The 18521-nt window shown below is 67.7% G+C and carries 19 protein-coding genes; 18 read left to right on the top strand and 1 reads right to left on the bottom strand.

All coding sequences use genetic code 11. The features are described from left to right. Nucleotides 1-29 precede the first annotated feature (29 nt). The 18 genes from ACFTSF_RS25255 to sppA all read left to right on the top strand — a co-directional run bounded on the left by ACFTSF_RS25255 (nucleotide 30) and on the right by sppA (nucleotide 17908). A complete protein-coding gene (locus tag ACFTSF_RS25255) occupies nucleotides 30-1223 on the top strand; it encodes a hypothetical protein (RefSeq protein WP_380156071.1) in 1194 nt (397 codons plus the stop codon). A gap of 200 nt (nucleotides 1224-1423) precedes the next feature. Then, complete coding sequence (locus tag ACFTSF_RS25250) at nucleotides 1424-1888, top strand: hypothetical protein (RefSeq protein ID WP_380156070.1); 465 nt, start codon at nucleotides 1424-1426, stop codon at nucleotides 1886-1888. A gap of 90 nt (nucleotides 1889-1978) precedes the next feature. Continuing rightward, on the top strand, nucleotides 1979-2194 hold the full coding sequence (locus ACFTSF_RS25245; RefSeq protein ID WP_380156069.1) for a hypothetical protein: 216 nt from the start codon (nucleotides 1979-1981) through the stop codon (nucleotides 2192-2194). 118 nt (nucleotides 2195-2312) lie between these two features. After that, the gene (atpB, locus tag ACFTSF_RS25240; protein ID WP_380156068.1) at nucleotides 2313-3095 is read left to right on the top strand and encodes a F0F1 ATP synthase subunit A; all 783 of its coding nucleotides are present in this window, start codon (nucleotides 2313-2315) and stop codon (nucleotides 3093-3095) included. A 78-nt stretch (nucleotides 3096-3173) separates the two neighbouring features. Further along, complete coding sequence (gene atpE / locus ACFTSF_RS25235) at nucleotides 3174-3410, top strand: ATP synthase F0 subunit C (protein ID WP_380156067.1); 237 nt, start codon at nucleotides 3174-3176, stop codon at nucleotides 3408-3410. Nucleotides 3411-3438: 28 nt separating this feature from the next. Beyond that, nucleotides 3439-4014, top strand: a complete 576-nt coding sequence (locus tag ACFTSF_RS25230) for a F0F1 ATP synthase subunit B (RefSeq protein ID WP_380156066.1) — start codon at nucleotides 3439-3441, stop codon at nucleotides 4012-4014. Next, entirely contained in the window at nucleotides 4014-4811 is a 798-nt protein-coding gene (locus ACFTSF_RS25225) for a F0F1 ATP synthase subunit delta (RefSeq protein ID WP_380156065.1), read from the top strand. Before ACFTSF_RS25230 ends, ACFTSF_RS25225 begins: the two co-directional genes overlap by 1 nt. 93 nt (nucleotides 4812-4904) lie before the next feature. Further along, nucleotides 4905-6542 (top strand): F0F1 ATP synthase subunit alpha, encoded by a 1638-nt coding sequence (atpA, locus tag ACFTSF_RS25220; RefSeq protein ID WP_344154720.1) that lies wholly within the window; start codon nucleotides 4905-4907, stop codon nucleotides 6540-6542. A gap of 6 nt (nucleotides 6543-6548) precedes the next feature. Beyond that, a complete protein-coding gene (locus tag ACFTSF_RS25215) occupies nucleotides 6549-7460 on the top strand; it encodes a F0F1 ATP synthase subunit gamma (RefSeq protein ID WP_344154723.1) in 912 nt (303 codons plus the stop codon). Between the two features lie 5 nt (nucleotides 7461-7465). Further along, the gene (gene atpD / locus ACFTSF_RS25210; RefSeq protein ID WP_344154726.1) at nucleotides 7466-8920 is read left to right on the top strand and encodes a F0F1 ATP synthase subunit beta; all 1455 of its coding nucleotides are present in this window, start codon (nucleotides 7466-7468) and stop codon (nucleotides 8918-8920) included. Further along, nucleotides 8920-9324 carry a F0F1 ATP synthase subunit epsilon gene (locus tag ACFTSF_RS25205; RefSeq protein ID WP_344154729.1) on the top strand — a complete coding sequence of 135 codons (405 nt, stop codon included), beginning with the start codon at nucleotides 8920-8922 and terminating at the stop codon, nucleotides 9322-9324. The genes atpD and ACFTSF_RS25205 overlap by 1 nt, the downstream gene beginning before the upstream one ends. Nucleotides 9325-9453: 129 nt before the next feature. Further along, nucleotides 9454-9885, top strand: a complete 432-nt coding sequence (locus ACFTSF_RS25200) for a DUF2550 domain-containing protein (RefSeq protein WP_344154731.1) — start codon at nucleotides 9454-9456, stop codon at nucleotides 9883-9885. 50 nt (nucleotides 9886-9935) lie between these two features. Beyond that, nucleotides 9936-10751 carry an ATP-grasp domain-containing protein gene (locus ACFTSF_RS25195; protein ID WP_380156064.1) on the top strand — a complete coding sequence of 272 codons (816 nt, stop codon included), beginning with the start codon at nucleotides 9936-9938 and terminating at the stop codon, nucleotides 10749-10751. Between the two features lie 164 nt (nucleotides 10752-10915). Continuing rightward, nucleotides 10916-11542 carry an RNA polymerase sigma factor gene (locus ACFTSF_RS25190; RefSeq protein ID WP_380156063.1) on the top strand — a complete coding sequence of 209 codons (627 nt, stop codon included), beginning with the start codon at nucleotides 10916-10918 and terminating at the stop codon, nucleotides 11540-11542. After that, entirely contained in the window at nucleotides 11542-12672 is a 1131-nt protein-coding gene (locus ACFTSF_RS25185; RefSeq protein ID WP_380156062.1) for a CU044_5270 family protein, read from the top strand. Before ACFTSF_RS25190 ends, ACFTSF_RS25185 begins: the two co-directional genes overlap by 1 nt. Before the next feature lie 78 nt (nucleotides 12673-12750). Continuing rightward, a complete protein-coding gene (locus ACFTSF_RS25180; protein ID WP_380156061.1) occupies nucleotides 12751-14148 on the top strand; it encodes a S8 family serine peptidase in 1398 nt (465 codons plus the stop codon). A gap of 11 nt (nucleotides 14149-14159) precedes the next feature. After that, entirely contained in the window at nucleotides 14160-16163 is a 2004-nt protein-coding gene (locus ACFTSF_RS25175) for a hypothetical protein (protein WP_380156060.1), read from the top strand. A 92-nt stretch (nucleotides 16164-16255) separates the two neighbouring features. Then, a complete protein-coding gene (sppA, locus tag ACFTSF_RS25170; RefSeq protein WP_380156059.1) occupies nucleotides 16256-17908 on the top strand; it encodes a signal peptide peptidase SppA in 1653 nt (550 codons plus the stop codon). Here sppA and ACFTSF_RS25165 read toward each other — a convergent pair. Continuing rightward, nucleotides 17905-18489 carry a cob(I)yrinic acid a,c-diamide adenosyltransferase gene (locus ACFTSF_RS25165; RefSeq protein ID WP_344154751.1) on the bottom strand — a complete coding sequence of 195 codons (585 nt, stop codon included), beginning with the start codon at nucleotides 18487-18489 and terminating at the stop codon, nucleotides 17905-17907. The two genes, sppA and ACFTSF_RS25165, sit on opposite strands and share 4 nt — an antisense overlap. Between the last annotated feature and the right edge of the window lie 32 nt (nucleotides 18490-18521).

The following is an 18521-nucleotide window of genomic DNA, read 5'->3' as shown; positions in this document are numbered from 1 at the left end:
GCGCCGTCCGGTCTTGACGAAAGGTCGAGATGTTCCGCAATCGCTTGTCCTGGTTGGGTTCTGCGCTGCTCGTGGTCGCGACAGCGCTGCCGACCGCACTCGTCACCGGCCGCCGGCTGACCGACTGGCGTTACGCCACCTGGGCCGAGACAACCCGGCTGATGGCCTCCACGCTGATCGTGATCCTGCCGCTGCTGACACTGACCGTCCTCCTGTACGCCGCCTCGCGGAAGCCCAGCCGCGTTCCGGTCGTGCGGACCGCGGTTGCGGCCGCGACGGGTGGTTGGCTGCTCGGCCTGATGCCCTTGCTGATCTGGTCTCTCCGTACGGCGGAGGACTCGCCGTCGATCCTCTTCCTGATCGTGCCCGCTGCCTGGGTCGCAGCGATCGCGACCGCGGTCTCGGCCGGCGTCACGTCGTACCGGCCGCGCACAGTGCTGGCCGTCGCCGCCGTCGGCTGGATAGCCGTGATCGGAGCCGTGCGACTGACCGGCGGCGAGTCCCGTTGGCTTTCCTTCCTGCCATTCGCCGGAATGTCAGCAATTCCCTCCGGAGAAGCCGCCTGGAATTCCTGGCTCGCCGTCATTCGATTGGTCGTGGCCGCCGCGATCGCCTCAGTCGCACTGGTCTGGCTACGCCAAGACAAATCCCGCCGTACGACGGCGCTGTGGGCCACCGCCGGCGTTGTCGCCGCGGCGATCGTGGTTCCGGTCCCGGCCCTTGTCGTCGCGACCCCGCACGTGGTCTGCCAAGACGGTCACGTCCGGGTCTGCCTGCTGGCCGAACACGGGCCTGATCTCGCGGCGGTCCATGCCCAGGTCGAACGAGTCGCCGCGGCCGCGGGACCAGAACTCTTCCCGTTCACGCTGGCCAGCGAGGTGGTCGCCAACAGTCCGACCTCGATCCAGTTGGCCGTCGGCGCCCAACGGAACGCCTCGAACACGATGGACGTGGCCGGTCAGTTGGCCGCATCGATCGCCCGGATCGACCGGTGCGCACCGCCCGAGGACGGTCCGGCCGATCCGCCGTACCGATTGGTGGCGTTCTGGTTCGTCGAGCAGGCAGGCGTTCCGGCGACCGATTTCGTGGTGGATCCGGGCCTTCGGGATCGGTTGGGCAACTGGCGGAAGCATCCGGTGGAGACCGCCATGGCGTTGCGAACGCTGACCGGTCGGCTGGACCGTTGTGAGCTGACCATGGATGCCCTGAAGGTGGTTGGCTGAGTCCGGGCGGGGACCAGACCACTGGGGTGTGTGGGCTACCGATAAGGTGTGCCTGTACAGCGGCAGGGGACTCGTTTTGCTGACGGTGCAGACTTTGTGCTAGTTTTCACAAGCACCAGCAAAGAACTTTGACACCCCTGACCCCGCCCACCCGACGACCTGGCCGCGAGACCTGGTCGCCCGCAGGACGGAACCACCAGATGGCTCCCACAGCCCAAAGCCCGAAAGCAGCCGGCCAAGTCACTCGGCACCCGGCGCTGGCGATGCTGCGCGGCGCATTGGTCGCCGCGCTCGTGGTCGGCCTCAATGCCGCCGCGGTCTCGGCCGTTGCGGCCGGCCTCAAGGGCTTGTGGGGCGCGCTGCTCGGGTTGCTGATGGTGATCGTCTTCTCCGGCCTGGGGCTGTTCGCGCTGCACCTTTCGCGGCATGCGTCTCCGCAGATGCAGCTGGCGATGGCGATGGCGTCGTACACCGGACGGATCGCGATCTTCGGCGGTCTGCTGGCGCTGGCGATCAGCTCGGACAGCCTTGCCAGGCACGTGAATCTCACCGTGCTGGGCATCGTCGCGATGATCGTGGTGCTGGGCTGGATGGCCGGCGAGATGTGGGCCTGGTCGCGGCTGCGGGTGCCGATCTACGACCTCGACAACGAGGTGAACCCATGACCACGCCCTGTAACGGTTTTGGGCCTGTGATCGAGGTCGCGGGTGCCGATGTGACCCGGCGTGTCGCGGGCTGGTACCTTTCGGGTGCCAATGAGCGAGCACAAGGATCCGAAGCCATCACCCCGCAATTCGGGCGACGGCTGGCGGGTCCTGTCCTACTTGATCGGCGGTGTCCTGCTGTACGGGGGCATCGGATTCGGCCTGGATCGCTTGTTCGGCACTCAGTTTCTAGTACTGGTGGGCATCGTGCTCGGTGCCGGGCTCACCATCCTGCTGTTGAACTACCGGTACGGGTCGCGGTCCTGATCCCTTCGGGGAACGGTCCGATCCGCACCGGGTCTGACGTTGTTGACCGCCATGCCCTGAGCCGCCCTGCCCTTTGCCACAAGGCGTCCGACTTGAGCACGACGCGAGAGGAGACCCGGTGATTGCCGGCGTTCCGACCGAGTTTTCCCCGCCCGGTCCACAGAGTTTCGACACCCCGCCGATCATTCACGGCGTGGACTGGTTCACCAAGCCCGTGCTGGTGGCCGCGCTGACGGTCGTCGTCATCATCTGGTTCTTCTGGGGTGCGTCCCGCAAGGCCGCGGTGGTGCCGAGCAAGCTGCAGTTCGCCGGCGAGCTGGGTTACAACTTCGTCCGCAACTCGATCGCGCGCGACGCGATCGGTAGCCACGACTACATGAGGTTCGTGCCCTACCTGTGCGGCCTGTTCTTCTTCATCCTGCTGAACAACGTCGCGGCCAGCATCCCGCTGTTCCAGTTCCCGACCTTCAGCCACATCGGCTGGGCCTACGTGGCCGCGGTGATGAGCTGGGTCATCTACAACGCGGTCGGGATCAAGCGGAAGGGCCTCTGGGGCTACTTCAAGCACCAGACGATGCCGGCCGGCGTGCCGGTCTGGCTGATGCCGCTGATGATCCCGATCGAGTTCATCTCGAACATCCTGGTCCGGCCGATCTCGCTGAGCCTGCGGCTGTTCGCGAACATGTTCGCCGGTCACATCCTGCTGCTGGTGTTCGTGCTCGGCGGCGAGTACATGGTCTTCGAGTCCGGCAACCTCGCCCTCGGCGGCGTCGGCGTCCTGACCTTCCTGATGGGCCTCGCGATCGCCGGGCTGGAGCTGTTCGTCCAGTGCATCCAGGCCTACATCTTCGTCGTCCTGACCGCGCAGTACATCGGTACCGCGATCGCGGACGAGCACTGATCCAGCACCACCCCACAGACCCGTAGTAAACGGAAACCCGGATAGCCCCTATCCGTACTGAAAGGAAACACCGGAACCATGGTTTCTCAGCTGGCCCTCGAAATGGGCGGAAACATCGCGGTCCTCGGTTACGGCCTTGCGGCGATCGGCCCGGGCGTCGGCGTCGGCCTGATCTTCGCGGCCGTCATCAACGGCACCGCGCGGCAGCCGGAGGCTCAGAACAAGCTCCAGTCGATCGCGTGGATCGGCTTCGGCGTCACCGAGGTTCTCGCGATCATCGGTATCGCCCTGGCATTCGTGTTCCAGAAGGCCTGACCCAACCCCTGACTGACAGGATCAAGACATGTTGACGTTGGTGCTACCGCTGGCAGAAGCCGCGGGCGAGGAAACCCCCAGCCCGCTGCTGCCGCACACCGCCGAGATCATCTTCGGTTTCGTCTTCCTGATCCTGCTGGCCATCGCCTTCGCCAAGGTCGTCGTTCCGAAGTTCGAGAAGGCGTACGCCGATCGGACCGCGGCGATCGAAGGCGGGATGAACGAGGCCAAGCAGGCCCAGGCCGAGGCGAAGGCGGCTTTGGAGAAGTACAACGCGCAGCTGGCCGAGGCCCGCTCGGAGGCTGCGAAGATCCGCGAGGACGCGCGTGAGCAGGGTGCGCAGATCATCGCGGAGATGCGCGAGCAGGCGAACGTCGAAGCCGAGCGGATCGTCACGCACGCGCGCACCCAGATCGACGCCGAGCGGACGCAGGCGGTCGCCTCGCTGCGCGGTGAGGTCGGCACGATGGCGACCACGCTGGCCGGTCGCATCGTCGGGGAGTCGCTGGAGGACGAGGCCCGGCAGCGCCGGACCGTCGAGCGCTTCCTGGCCGAGCTCGAGGCATCGGAGTCGGCGCGCGCGGCCGTCGGAACGGACGGCTGATGCGCGGCGCATCGAACGAGTCGCTCGCCAAGGCCCAGGAGGCCCTGGCGAGTGCCGCCGTCACCGAGGGGCTGGGGGCCGAGTTGTTCTCGGTGGCCCGGCTCCTGGACAGCACCGGTGCGTTGCGCCGCGCGCTGACCGACCCGGCCCGTTCGCGGGACCAGCGCAGCGCGCTCGTCCAGCAGTTGTTCGGTGGCAAGATCTCCGCCCAGGCGCAGGAGATCCTGACCGCCGCCGTGGTCGGCCGCTGGGTCAGCGGCCGCGATCTCGGCAACGCGCTGGACCAGCTCAGCGTCGAGGCCGAGGTGGCCTACGCGGACGGCCGGCGCAAGCTGGACGACGTCGAGGACGAGCTGTTCCGGCTGGACCGGATCGTCGCGGCCGAGCGGGGACTGAGCGACAAGCTCAGCGACCGCAACATCCCGGTGTCCGCCCGGCAGGAGCTGCTGGCCGGACTGCTGCGGGGCAAGGCCGACGAGGTCACGGTGCGACTGGCCGAGCGGGCCGTCGACGGCCGGGGCCGCAGCTTCGCTGCCTCGCTGCGCTCGTACCAGGTCGCGGCCGCCGCCCGGCGCAGCGCCAGCATCGCCACGGTGCGGGTCGCCACCGACCTGTCCGAGGCGGAGCGGACGCGGCTCGCCACGGCGCTCGGACGCCAGTACGGCCGGGACATCCAGCTGAACGTGATCGTCGACCCCAAGGTGATCGGCGGCGTCCGGGTGGACATCGGTGACGAAGTGATCGACGCAACCATCGCGGCCAGGCTCGACGAGGCGCAACGGCGCATCGCGGGCTGAACGCCCCTTAACGACAGACAGCGGCGCTAAGGGACGGCTAAGCCTTTAGAGCCACAACAGGCCAGCAAGGGTCAAGGAAGCAGGAAACACGAAATGGCTGAGCTCACGATCAGGCCGGAGGAGATCCGGGACGCCCTGGATCGGTTCGTCACCGACTACCAGCCGGCCGAAGCGGCCCGCGAAGAGGTCGGCACTGTCATCGACGCCGGTGACGGCATCGCGCACGTCGAGGGCCTGCCCTCGGCGATGACCAACGAGCTGCTCGAGTTCGAGGACGGCACCAAGGGCATCGCCCTGAACCTCGATGTCCGCGACATCGGTGTGGCCGTACTCGGTGAGTTCGGCGGCATCGAGGAGGGCCAGCAGGTCCGGCGTACCGGCCAGGTCCTGTCCGTGCCCGTCGGCGACGGCTACCTCGGCCGCGTCGTCGACCCGCTGGGCGTGCCGATCGACGGCCTCGGCGAGATCGACGGTATCGACGGCACCCGCGCCCTGGAGCTCCAGGCCGCCGGCGTGATGGACCGCCAGGAGGTCCGCGAGCCGCTGCAGACCGGTATCAAGGCGATCGACGGCATGATCCCCGTCGGCCGCGGCCAGCGTCAGCTGATCATCGGCGACCGCAAGACCGGTAAGACGGCGATCGCGGTCGACACGATCATCAACCAGAAGGCGAACTGGGAGTCCGGCGACCCGAAGAAGCAGGTTCGCTGCATCTACGTCGCCATCGGCCAGAAGGGCTCGACGATCGCCTCCGTGCGCGGCGCGCTCGAAGAGGCCGGCGCGATGGAGTACACCACCATCGTCGCCTCCCCGGCGTCCGACCCGGCCGGCTACAAGTACGTCGCTCCCTACACCGGCTCGGCCATCGGCCAGCACTGGATGTACCAGGGCAAGCACGTCCTGATCGTGTTCGACGACCTGAGCAAGCAGGCCGAGGCCTACCGCTCGATGTCGCTGCTGCTGCGCCGCCCGCCGGGCCGTGAGGCCTACCCGGGTGACGTCTTCTACCTGCACAGCCGTCTGCTCGAGCGCTGCGCGAAGCTGAGCGACGAGCTCGGCGCCGGTTCGATGACGGGTCTGCCGGTCATCGAGACCAAGGCGAACGACGTCTCGGCGTTCATCCCGACCAACGTCATCTCGATCACCGACGGCCAGATCTTCCTGCAGTCGGACCTGTTCAACGCCAACATCCGCCCGGCCATCGACGTCGGTATCTCGGTGTCCCGGGTCGGCGGCGCCGCGCAGGTCAAGGCGATGAAGAAGGTTTCCGGCACGCTGAAGCTCGACCTCGCGCAGTTCCGCGCGATGGAGGCCTTCGCGATGTTCGCCTCCGACCTCGACGCCACCTCGCGCCGTCAGCTGGACCGGGGCCAGCGTCTGGTCGAGCTGCTCCGCCAGCCGCAGTACTCGCCGTACGCGGTCGAGGACCAGGTCGTCTCGATCTGGGCCGGTACCACCGGCAAGTTCGACGACGTACCGGTCAACGACGTGCTGCGCTTCGAGCGTGAGTTCCTCGAGTACCTGCGGCGGGACAGCAAGGTGCTCGACGGGATCCGCGAGTCGAACCTCTTCGAGGACGACGCCCAGCAGGCCGTGGTGGCCGCGCTGGACGCGTTCAAGCCGACCTTCCAGACCTCCGACGGGCAGCTGCTCGTGGGGCGCGAGGAGAGCGAGGCCCTGGCCGAAGAGGATGTCGAGCAGGAGCAGATCGTCCGGCAGAAGCGGGGCTGATCGTCCATGCCGGCAACCCAACGCGAGCTGAAGGATCGGCGGGCCTCGGTCTCGACGATCAAGAAGCTCACCCGTGCGATGGAGCTCATCGCGGCGTCCCGGATCGTCAAGGCGCAGCAACGCGCCCAGGCGGCCGGTCCGTACGCGCGTGAGCTCACCCGTGCCGTGTCGGCGGTGGCGACGTTCTCGAACGTCGACCACCCGCTGACCACGGAGAAGCCGAACCCGAAGCGTGCCGCGGTGCTGTTGATCACCTCGGACCGCGGCCAGGCCGGCGCCTACTCGTCCTCGGTCATCCGGGAGGGTGAGCGGCTGAACCAGCTGCTGCGCGAGGACGAGAAAGAGATCGTGCCGTACGTCACCGGCCGCAAGGGGATCGCGTACTACACCTTCCGGCAGCGGGAGATCTCGCAGTCGTGGAGCGGTGAGTCCGACGCGCCGACGTTCGCCCGGGCCCGGGAGGTCGCCGACGCCCTGATCGAGGCGTTCCTGACCCCGACCGAGGAAGGCGGCGTGGACGAGATCCACATCGTCTTCACCCGGTTCGTCTCGATGCTGACCCAGAAGCCGGACGTCATCCGGCTGCTGCCGCTCGAGGTCGTCGAGGGCGAGGAGGCTCCGGCCGCCGAGGACGTGCTGCCGCTGTACGAGTTCGAGCCGTCCGCCGAGGACGTGCTCGACGGGCTGCTGCCGAAGTACGTCGCGAGCCGGATCCACTACTGCATGCTGCAGGCGGCGGCCTCCGAGCTGGCCAGCCGGCAGCGTGCGATGAAGTCCGCGACGGACAACGCACAGGATCTGATCGAACGACTGACCCGCGAGTACAACCAGGTGCGGCAGTCGGCCATTACCCAGGAAATCAGCGAGATCGTCGGTGGCGCCAACGCGCTGGCTGACGCCAACGCCGGGAGCGAGTGAGAGAGATGACAGCGACGGTTACCGAGAAGGACAACAGCGGTACGGCGGGTGCCGTGGGCCGCGTCGCCCGGGTCATCGGCCCGGTCGTCGACATCGAGTTCCCCGCGGACGCGATGCCGGACATGTACAACGCGCTCGAGGTGGACATCACCTTGGCCGAGGTCACCACGACGATCACCCTCGAGGTTGCGCTGCACGTCGGCGACAACATCGTCCGGGCGATCTCGATGAAGCCCACCGACGGTCTGGTCCGGGGCGCGCAGGTGCGCGACACCGGCGCCGCGATCTCCGTCCCGGTCGGCGACGTCACCAAGGGCCGCGTGTGGTCGGTGACCGGCAAGTGCCTGAACCAGGACGAGTCCGAGTTCGAGGTCACCGAGCGCTGGCCGATCCACCGCAAGGCGCCGGCCTTCGACCAGCTCGAGTCCAAGACCGAGATGCTCGAGACCGGCATCAAGGTGCTCGACCTGCTCACGCCGTACGTGCAGGGCGGCAAGATCGGCCTGTTCGGCGGTGCGGGTGTCGGCAAGACCGTCATGATCCAGGAGATGATCTACCGGATCGCCCACAACTTCGGTGGCACCTCGGTGTTCGCCGGGGTCGGTGAGCGTACCCGTGAGGGCAACGACCTGATCCACGAGATGGAAGACGCGGGCGTGTTCAAGGACACCGCGCTCGTCTTCGGCCAGATGGACGAGCCGCCGGGCACGCGTCTTCGCGTCGCGCTGTCGGCGCTGACGATGGCGGAGTACTTCCGCGACGTGAAGGAGCAGGACGTACTGCTCTTCATCGACAACATCTTCCGGTTCACCCAGGCCGGTTCCGAGGTCTCCACGCTGCTCGGCCGGATGCCCAGCGCCGTGGGTTACCAGCCGAACCTGGCCGACGAGATGGGCGTTCTGCAGGAGCGGATCACCTCGACGCGCGGTCACTCGATCACCTCGATGCAGGCGATCTACGTGCCCGCCGACGACTACACCGACCCGGCGCCGGCCACCACCTTCGCGCACCTGGACGCGACCACCGAGCTCTCGCGAGTGATCGCGTCGCGTGGTCTGTACCCGGCCGTCGACCCGCTGACCTCCACGTCGCGGATCCTCGACCCGCAGTACATCGGCCAGGAGCACTACGACGTGGCCGTCCGGGTGAAGCAGATCCTGCAGAAGAACAAGGAACTGCAGGACATCATCGCCATCCTCGGTGTCGACGAGCTCTCCGAAGAGGACAAGATCACCGTCGCCCGCGCGCGCCGGATCGAGCAGTTCCTCTCGCAGAACACCTACATGGCGGAGAAGTTCACCAACACGCCGGGTTCGACGGTGCCGCTGAAGGACACCATCGAGTCGTTCAAGAAGATCGCGGACGGCGAGTGCGACCACATCGCCGAGCAGGCCTTCTTCAACGTCGGTTCGCTCGACGACGTCGAGCGGCGTTGGGCTGAGCTCCAGAAGGAGCTGTAATGGCTGAGGAAAGCAGCAAGCACCTCGAGGTCGCGCTGGTCGCGGCCGAGCGGGTGGTCTGGGAGGGGCAGGCGACGATCGTGATCGCCCGCACCACCGACGGTGACGTCGGTATCCTCCCCGGCCATGCCCCGCTGCTGGGTCTGCTGCAGGGCGGCACCGTCCAGGTGCGGACCGTCGACGGGGAGTTCCTCGTCGCGGCCGCTCCGGACGGGTTCATCTCGGTGGCCAACGACCGGGTGTCGATCCTGGCCGAGAACGCCGAGCTGGGTCACGACATCGACCTGGAGGACGCCCGTCGCGAGCTCGAGCAGGCGCTCGCGACCGGTACCGCCGGTGAGGCCGACGCGGACGAGGTCCGCGCCGCCGAGGCCCGGGTCCGGGCCGCCGAAACAGCATCCTGAACGACCGTGGGTGGGGTGGGGCCGATCACGGCTTCACCCCACCTGCCATAATCGAACAACGTCACTGACAGTACGGGTTCTCCGGCGGTGCCGGGATCAAGTGGGCACCGGAAATGGGGTCGGCAGGGTATGAGAACAGTCCTCGATGTCGTCGGGGTCTGTCTGGCTGCCGCCGTACTGCTGATCATCGCTTTCGCGTGCCGTCGTCGCTGGTTGACCAGGGACGGCGGCACCTTCGATTGCAGCCTCCAACTGGCCGAGAAGGACCACGGCCGCGGCTGGGCCCTCGGCCTGGCCCGCTACGTCGGTGACGACCTGCAGTGGTTCCGCGTCTTCAGCCTGGCCTGGTGGCCCAAGCTGACCGTCAACCGCCGCCAGCTCGAAGGCATCAAGACCCGCCGCCCGATGGGCAACGAGCCCCTCGTCACGTACGCCGGCCACGTCATCGTCGACGCCGAGCTCCGCGATCGCACCGTCCACTTCGCGATGACCGAAGAAGCCCTCACCGGCGTCCTCGCCTGGATGGAATCCGCACCTCCCAGCACCCAGACCTACCTCTGAGCCACGCCTGACGGCCCGCACGACGCGGGTGATTCAGGGAGGATGAGGGCATGTTGCTGGTGCCTGGGGACCCCTTGAACATGCGGCGGGTAGACCCGCATTTCGCGGCGCAGGCAGTGGCTGCGCGCGAGCTGGGAGTGCCGGTCGCGCGGATCGATCATGACGCGCTCAGTGTGGACGGGGTGCCCGCGGGGGAGGACGTGGTGTACCGCGGGTGGATGCTGACGACCGGGCAGTACGACGGGTTCGCGGGCGCGCTCGAGGAGCGTGGGGTGGCGCTGCGGACCGGTGCGGACAGTTATCGGGCAGCGCACGAGTTGCCGGGCTGGTACGACGGTCTGCGGCTCGTGACGCCGGAGTCGGTGTGGACGGTCGGGGATGACGTTGCCGCGTTGCTGACTGCGGTGGGGGAGCTGGGTGAGGGCCCTGCGGTACTGCGGGACTACGTGAAGTCGATGAAGCACTACTGGGACGAGGCGGCCTACATCCCGGACGTTGCGGATGCAGCCGCGGTCGAGCGGGTCGCACGGCGGTTCCTGGAGCTGCGGGAGGACTCGTTTGCCGGAGGGTTCGTCGTACGGCGCTTTGAGCAGTTCACCGGCGTGGAGGCGCGGACGTGGTGGGTCGGCGGGCGCTGCGTGTTGGTGACTCCGCATCCGGACACACCGGACGACGTACCGGCTGGGGTGGACCTGGTGGAGGTCGAGCCGCTGGTGGCGGACCTGGCGCTGCCGTTCGTGACAGTGGACCTGACGAGGCGTTCAGACGGCGCGTGGCGCGTTGTGGAGCTGGGGGATGGGCAGGTCAGTGACTGGCCCGCGTCGCGAGACCCTGCCGAGCTGATAGCTGCACTGTTCACGCGCTGACTTTCTGCGGCCGGATGTCCTCCGGTGGCCCTGGCTGCGCGTCTACCCGCCGGCACTCGTTGTGCTGACGCAGGTGTGATGGGGGTCACGAGAAGGGGTCTGGGGACATCGGGCAAGAACAGGGCGAGCCGATCGGCGGCGACCCAGCAGACGTGAGGAGTCCGATGACGCCCGACGGGGCCTTGGCAGCCATCGCCTTTCCGGGACGGGTGCACGCTGCGCCCAGCTCGGCGGACGAGGACAGTCGAGTGTTGGAGGCGTCAGTGCGGGAGCCTGACCGGTTCACGCACATCTTCGACCAGTACTTCGGGCAGGTGCACTCGTACGTCGCCAGGCGGCTCGGCAGCGATCTGGCCGACGATCTGGCCGCGGAGACGTTCCTGATCGCGTTCCGGCAGCGGGAGCGGTTCAACAGCCGCAACGGAGTCGTGCGGGCCTGGCTGTACGGCATCGCGACCAATCTGATCAGGCGGCACCGGCGCAACGAGGTGCGGGCCTGGAGAGCGACCAGCAAGCTCCCGCTCCCAGAACCGACCAGTGGTCACGAGGACCGAGTGACTGCGCAGGTGACCGCAGAGGGCGTCAGCCGCGAGCTGGCCGCCGCACTCGCCAAGGTCTCCGCCAGGGACCGCGAGGTGCTGTTGCTGGTCGCCCTCGGCGAGCTCACGTACGACGAAGTCGCCGCCGCACTCGGAATCGCGTACGGCACGGTCTGCTCGCGGTTGTCCCGGGCCCGGCGCATCATCCGCGAATCTCTTGGCCACACCGATCCGACAGGAGCTGACTCCTGATGAACGAGCTCGAGTCGATCCGCAAGGCCTTCCCCGAGAATGACGGGCCCAGCCCGGAGGCATCGGCCGCCGCACGCCGGCAGCTGCAGTCGCTCATCCACGAGGAGAAGCACCGCAGCCGATCCACGCTGGCACGGGTCGGCTGGATCGGTGGTGTCGTCACCGCGACCACTGCCGTGGTGACAGTGGTGGCTCTGGGTGTACCGCTACTGCAGGGCCCTGGCTCCGGCGGCGACGTCGGTGTCGCACCTGCTACGTTGACGCCGCCTCGGCTGGCCAGCGCCAGTGAGGTGCTGATCGCTGCCGCGGTGAAGCAGGAGGCCGACGAGAAGGTGTCCGGCAAGTACTTCCTGGTCCGGACGCTGCATGTCGACACCGGCACTCGCGTCGGCAGTCCGAAGTACACACTGAAGCGGCAGAGCATCACCGAGCGCTGGATGCCGATGAAGCCGGGAGTCCGCTCCTGGTTCGGCTGGGTGGAGCTCGGCTACAAGCCGGCGACCCCCGGCGATGAGGCCAAGTGGCGCGCGCAGGGTTCACCTACGTCCTGGGTTCAGAGTGAGCTGGTGGACCCGATCACTGCCGCTCCGACCAGGCCGGTGGTCAACCAGATGTCCTTCGAGGACGTGCCGCCCGGGTACTACCTGTCCGGCGACAAGCCGCTGACCGCAGAGCAGATCGCTGCCCTGCCTACCGATCCGGTGAAGCTGCGCGCGGTTCTCGCCCGCGGGACCGGCGCCGAAACCGAAGAGCTGCGGGACTACTCCGTGTACACCGCGGCCGGGCGGCTGCTGTTCGAGGCGCCCTCACCGCCGAAGCTGCGTGGCGCCGCACTGCGGGTGTTGTCGATGATCCCGGGTGTGACGATCCAGCAGAACGTCAAGGACCCGCTCGGCCGCAGCGGGACGCGGATCTCGCTGATCACCGACTTCGGCCGGGTCAAGCCCGGTGCCGAGCCCAGTGCGCAGCCCACGCTGTTCAGCGAGGGCCGGGTGGACTACATCATCGATCCGGTGCACGGCCGGCTGCTCGCCTCGGAGACCTTCGGTATGAAGCGCGGCGCCGACATCGTCCTCGAGTCCGGCTGGACCGACGAGCGCCCCACCCCGCCCTCCACCGCCATTCGCTGACCTCTCCCCAGAAACGGTGGCGGCTCACTCCGAGCCGTCACCGCGCTGTGCCCTGCCCTCCTCCCAATGAGGTGACCTATGCCCAGATTCCGCCCCCGAAAAGTTGTCGCAACCGCAGTAGCCGTGTCACTCGTCGTACTGGCTTCGACCGTCCCGCATGCTGTCGGCGCTGAGCCCCTGGCGGCTGACAACTCGCTGAGCTTCACGCTGGTGACCGGCGACAAGGTGATCGCCCGGCGGACCAATGCCGGTGTCGTCCCCATCGATGTCCGCCCCGGTCCCGGCCGCGACCGCATGGCATTCCACAAGCTTGCCTTTGGCAAGAAGCAGTTGGTGGTACCGCTGGACGCCATGCCGCTGGTGAACGCCGGTGTGGTCGACCCGAGGCTGTTCGACGTTGCACTGCTCGGTGAACTCGGTCTGGACGACAAGTCCGCGCCGAAGCTCCCACTACTCGTCCAGTACGCCGCCAGTGGTACCGCTCGCGCAGTCCGGAGCGCACTGCCGGAAGGGACCGAGGTCAAGCGCGACCTGCCGATCATCGACGCCGTAGCGATCGGTCAGACACGCACTCAGGCCACAGACCTGTGGTGGAGCTGGCTGAACAGCCCACAGGCCAAGCGCCGCACCGGACTGGCCGGCACGGTGAAGAAGGTCTTGCTGGACGGCGGTGTGACGCCGAACCTGGACCGCAGTGCCGCACAGATCGGCGCACCGGTCGCGTGGCAGGCCGGACTCACCGGCAAGGGCGTCAAGGTCGCCGTACTCGACAGCGGGTACGACGCCACCCACCCGGACTTCAAGGGCCGAGTCATCGCGACCAAGGGCTTCACTAGCGATGACGACAAGGACGTGCTCGACATCGTGGGGCACGGTACGCACACCGCTTCGACTGTGGCGGGCACAGGTGCCGCCTCGGCCGGCAAGTACCGCGGGGTCGCACCGGACGCGGACCTGATGATCGGCAAGATCTGTGGCGGCCGCAACTGCGAAACCTCCGCCATCATCGCCGGCATGGAGTGGGCCGCGAACTCCGGTGCGCGGGTGGTCAACATGAGCATCGGCGGCGGTCCGTCCGACGGGACGGACATCCTCTCCGAAACGCTCAACAAGCTGTCTGCTGACACCGGCACCCTGTTCGTCGTCTCGGCTGGCAACTTCGGCGCTGCGTCGACAGTGTCCGAACCAGCCGCCGCAGATGCCGCACTGGCCGTCGCATCGGTGACCAAGTCCGACGGACACAGCGACTTCTCCAGCCAGGGACCGCGAGTCGGAGACCTGGCCGTCAAACCCGACATCTCGGCACCGGGCAGTCGCATCGTCGCTGCGCGGGCTGCGAACACGCCACTCGATCCGGTCGCGATCAATGCGTCGTACGCCGAACTCTCGGGCACCTCGATGGCCGCACCGCACGTTGCTGCTGCGCTGCTGCGCTGCTGGCGCAGGCACACCCGGACTGGAAAGCGCCCCAGCTGAAGTCGGCCCTCATGGGGTCGGCACTCGGTCTGCGCGACCAGAGCATCTACACCCAGGGTGCAGGTCGGGTGGACGTCGCAGCGGCGCTCAAGCAGCCCGTGCTGGCCATGCCGAGCAGCCTGAACCTGGGACTGCAGACTGCGCCGCACAACGACGACAAGCCCGTCACCAAGCCGGTGACCTACTTCAACAGCAGTGCGGAGCCGGTGCGCCTGTCACTCAAGCTCAACGGCGCCAAGCTGTTCAAACTGAGCACCTCCTCGCTTGAGGTCCCGCCACACGGCAGTGCGACGGTCGACGTCACCGCAGACACCTCCGGGCCGGAGGCCGAGGGTGCGTACGGCGCCTGGCTGGTTGCCACCGGCAATGGCCAGACGGTCCGCACCAACGTCGGTGTGGGCAAGGAGATCACCACCTACGACCACAAGGTGCAGATGCTCGACCGGAACGGCGCACCGGCGGTCAACGACGACAAGCACGTGTCCAGCACCTACCTGATCGACGTGGACCGGCTGGCGATGTACTCCGTCGCGGCGGGGGAGTCGGTAAAGCTCCCGTCCGGCCACTACATCGTCGACGGCTACACCGCGACCGTGAACGACAACGGCGCCGGATTCAGTGAGGTCACCTACTTCACCGAGCCCAACCTGGTGGTCGGTGCGTCCGGCCCGATCACTCTTGACGGCCGCCAGGCCCGCAAGCTCGCGGTCCGGCAGCCGGTCACCGACGCGACCGCGGCAGCCACCGGAATCGGCGTCGCCCGGACCGTCGGCGACGGGAACTACATCGGCGGCGTCGGCGTCGACAACGCCGGTACGGCGAACTTCGTACCCACCATGTATGTCGTCCCGAACCGGACTGTCGCGCCGTACAAGTACACGGCCTACGCCCATGTCGCCTGGGCCGGCATGGCAGACGGACAGGACCCCGGCGGAGACCTGTACCTCGACAGCCCGTACTTCTACCACGACTCCGCAGTCTGGCCTGGCCAGATCCCGGCCAACCCCTCCGTCATCACCGATCCGCGTGACTACGCGCACGTGGACGCGTCGTACGCCGGAGAGCCCGGCTACCGCCTCAACAATTACACCTTCCCGACTCTGCCGCAGCGGGACCCGAGTGGCCACTGGGTACCGGCGTTCGTCTTCACACCGGCGATCGGGATGAACCTGCCGTTCCGCCGGGACGAGTACTACTCGACGAAGAACGTGCAGTGGTCCTTCAGCAACGAGGTCTACCAGCACACGCCGGAGGGGAACTACGAGTACCTGACCCTGGTCGACTCGGCGCCACAGTCCTACCCGGCCGGCCGTACGACGCGGGTCGACTGGCAGCGTGGTGTCTTCGGACCCAGCCTGCCGGATCCGCGGATCGGTAACCCCGGTCGGGACGCACTGCCCTGGTCGGCCCGGGACGGCGACAGTCTGGGCATCTACGTGCCGTCGTTCGCGGATGGTGTGCCCAATCGGTTGGGCGACGCGATACTCCAGTCCGAGCGCACCACGCTGATCCGTGACGGTCAGGAGATCGGTGCGTCCGATTCGCGCGGGATCCAGACGTTCGCGGTCCCGGCGGAGGAGGCGACGTACCAGCTGACCAAGGTGACCAAGCGGGCGGGCAACTGGACCAAGCTGTCACCGGAGATCTCTTCACAGTGGACCTTCCGGTCCAAGCGGACTCCAGACGGTGTGGACACCGCACTGCCGCTGCTGAACGTGCGCTACTCGCCACAGCTGGACGAGCGGAACCGTGCACCACAAGGGCGGTTCGAGTTCCCGGTGACTGTGCAGACGGCGTTCAAGGCGCCGGTCCGGCCGATTGTGGACCTGCAACTGTCGGCGTCCTTCGACGACGGCAAAACCTGGCAGGCAGTGCCGGTACGACGCACTGGTGCCAGTGGATGGAAGGCGTCGCTCGACCAGACATCCGGCTTCGTCACGCTCCGGGCTCAGGCGCGGGACGCAGCCGGTAACCGCGTCGACCAGACGATCACTCGGGCGTACGAAGTGAAGTAGTCCGAACTCCTGGTGGCTCGCGGTTGAGGGGCCACGAGCCACCAGGTCGGGCTTGTCTGCGTAGGTTTGTCAGAGCGGTCTAGGGTCGAGGTATGGGCCTTCTACTGGAGCTGGATCTGACTCGGGGTGTGCTCGAGACGCCGCCCGCCTCGCCGGTGGCCGCGTTCCGCGCGCGGCACCTGCCGACGCTGCGTGAGCTGGTCGCAGCGCTGCGCAAGGCGGCACGGGACGAGTCCGTGGCCGGTCTGGTCGCGCATCTGGGTGGCGCTCGGTTGTCGCTGTCCCAGGTGCAGGACCTGCGGGACGCACTGGCGGACTACCGGGAGTCGGGGAAGCCTGCGGTCGCGTGGACCGAGTCGTTCGGTGAGGCCGGTGGCGGGACTGTGCCCTACTACCTCGCTACCGCGTTCGACGAAGTCTGGGTGCAGCCGTCGGGTGAGCTCGGGATCACCGGTGTCACCATGCAGGCGGTTTTCATTCGTGGGGCGCTGGACAAGGCCGGGGTGATTCCGCAGTTCGGGAAGCGGCGTGAGTACAAGACCGCCGCCGACACGTTCACCGAGAAGCAGATGACCGGTCCGGCGCGCGAGATGGCCTCGCGGCTGGCAGAGTCGGCGTACGAGCAGATCGTCGACGGAATCGCCGTACGGCGTCGGCTGTCGCCGGAGCGGGTTCGTGAGTTGATCGACAGCGCGCCTCTGCCTGCACAGGCCGCTCTGGAGGCCGGACTGGTCGATCGACTCGGCTACCGGTCGGATGTGTACGACGAGCTGGAGAAGACGCTCGGCGAGACCACCAGGCTGCTGGCTGAGCGCTACGTACGGCGTGGGCCGCGGAACCTGGATGAGCTGCAGCGGCGACTCCCGTGGCCACCGAAGCCGGTGGTTGCGGTCGTGCGAGTCTCTGGCGGCATCACGGTCGGCCGGAACGCGAACAGTCCGCTCGGCGGGCCTGGATCGGGCTCGGACACGGTCGGCGCGGCACTGCGCGCGGTTGCGGACGACGACAAGGTCAAAGCCGTCGTGCTGCGAGTGGACAGCCCAGGCGGCTCGTACGTCGCTTCTGACGCGATCCGCAACGAGGTTCTGCGCCTGCGGTCCACCGGGAAGCCGGTGATCGCGTCGATGGGCAGTGTGGCCGCATCAGGCGGGTACTTCGTCGCAATGCCGGCCGATGTGATCGTCGCGCAGCCCGGCACCATCACCGGGTCGATCGGCGTGCTGACGGGCAAGGGCGTCGTACGGGATGCACTCGCGCGGATCGGGATCTCGCAGCAGGCGGTGTCCGAGGGGGAGAACGCGCGGATGTTCTCCGCTCAGGAGGAGTTCAGCGACGACCAGTGGGATCGGCTGGAGGAGACTCTCGACCGGATCTACCAGGACTTCGTTGCCAAGGCCGCGCTGGACCGCGGACTGCCGGAGGAGAAGCTTGAGGCGCTCGCACGTGGTCGGGTGTGGACCGGTGCGGACGCGTTCGAGCGGAAGCTGGTCGACGAGCTCGGGGGCTTCCAGCACGCGCTGACGCTGGCCTGCGACCGCGCTGGGCTCGACCGCGACAACATCCAGCTCGCCACCGTCCCGCACCGCAATCTGCTCGACCAGCTCCGGGCACCGACCACTACGGACGATCTGGCCGTCACAGCGCAGCCGCTGACGCTGGACGGCCTGACCAGTGGGCTCTACACCGCGCTGGGTCTCCCACCGGCCGGACTGCTCCGGATGCCGCTCAACTGGCAGCTGTCTTAAGAGGTCCGCTCGCCGCCGGGAACCCAGAGGACGTCGCCGCCGGAGGACAGGTTGGCGACGCGGCCCAGGATGAACAGCAGGTCGGACAGCCGGTTCAGGTAGGTGATGGCCAGCAGGTTCACAGCCGGGCCGTGCGCTTCGACGGCGGCCCACGCGGTGCGCTCGGCCCGCCGGACCACCGTCCGGGCGACGTTCAGGTGAGCGGCGCCGACGGCGCCGCCGGGCAGGATGAACGAGCGCAGCTTGGTGAGGCGCGCGTTGTACTCGTCGCACCAGCCTTCGAGGCGGTCGATGTACTCCTGGGTGATCCGCAGGGGCTCGTAGGCCGGGTTCGGCGTGATCGGGTTGCACAGGTCCGCACCGACGTCGAACAGGTCGTTCTGGATCCTGGTCAGCAGCAACACCAGGGTGCTGTTCAGGTGCCCGGCCGCGATGGCGACCCCGATCGCCGAGTTCGCTTCGTCCACGTCGCCGTATGCCGCCAGTCGCGGGTCCGTCTTCGAAGTGGTCGAGTTGTCGCCCAGGCGGGTCTCGCCTGCGTCACCGGTGCGGGTGTAGATCCGCGTCAAGTTCACAGCCATGGCAGGGACTCTACGCAAAGGTCGCTCCGTCT

The sequence above is a fragment of the Kribbella sp. NPDC056951 genome, from assembly GCF_042674205.1.
Lineage (GTDB): Bacteria > Actinomycetota > Actinomycetes > Propionibacteriales > Kribbellaceae > Kribbella > Kribbella yunnanensis.
The sequence above is the reverse complement of the archived record's forward strand: the minus strand, read 5'-3'. Positions and strand labels throughout refer to the sequence as shown.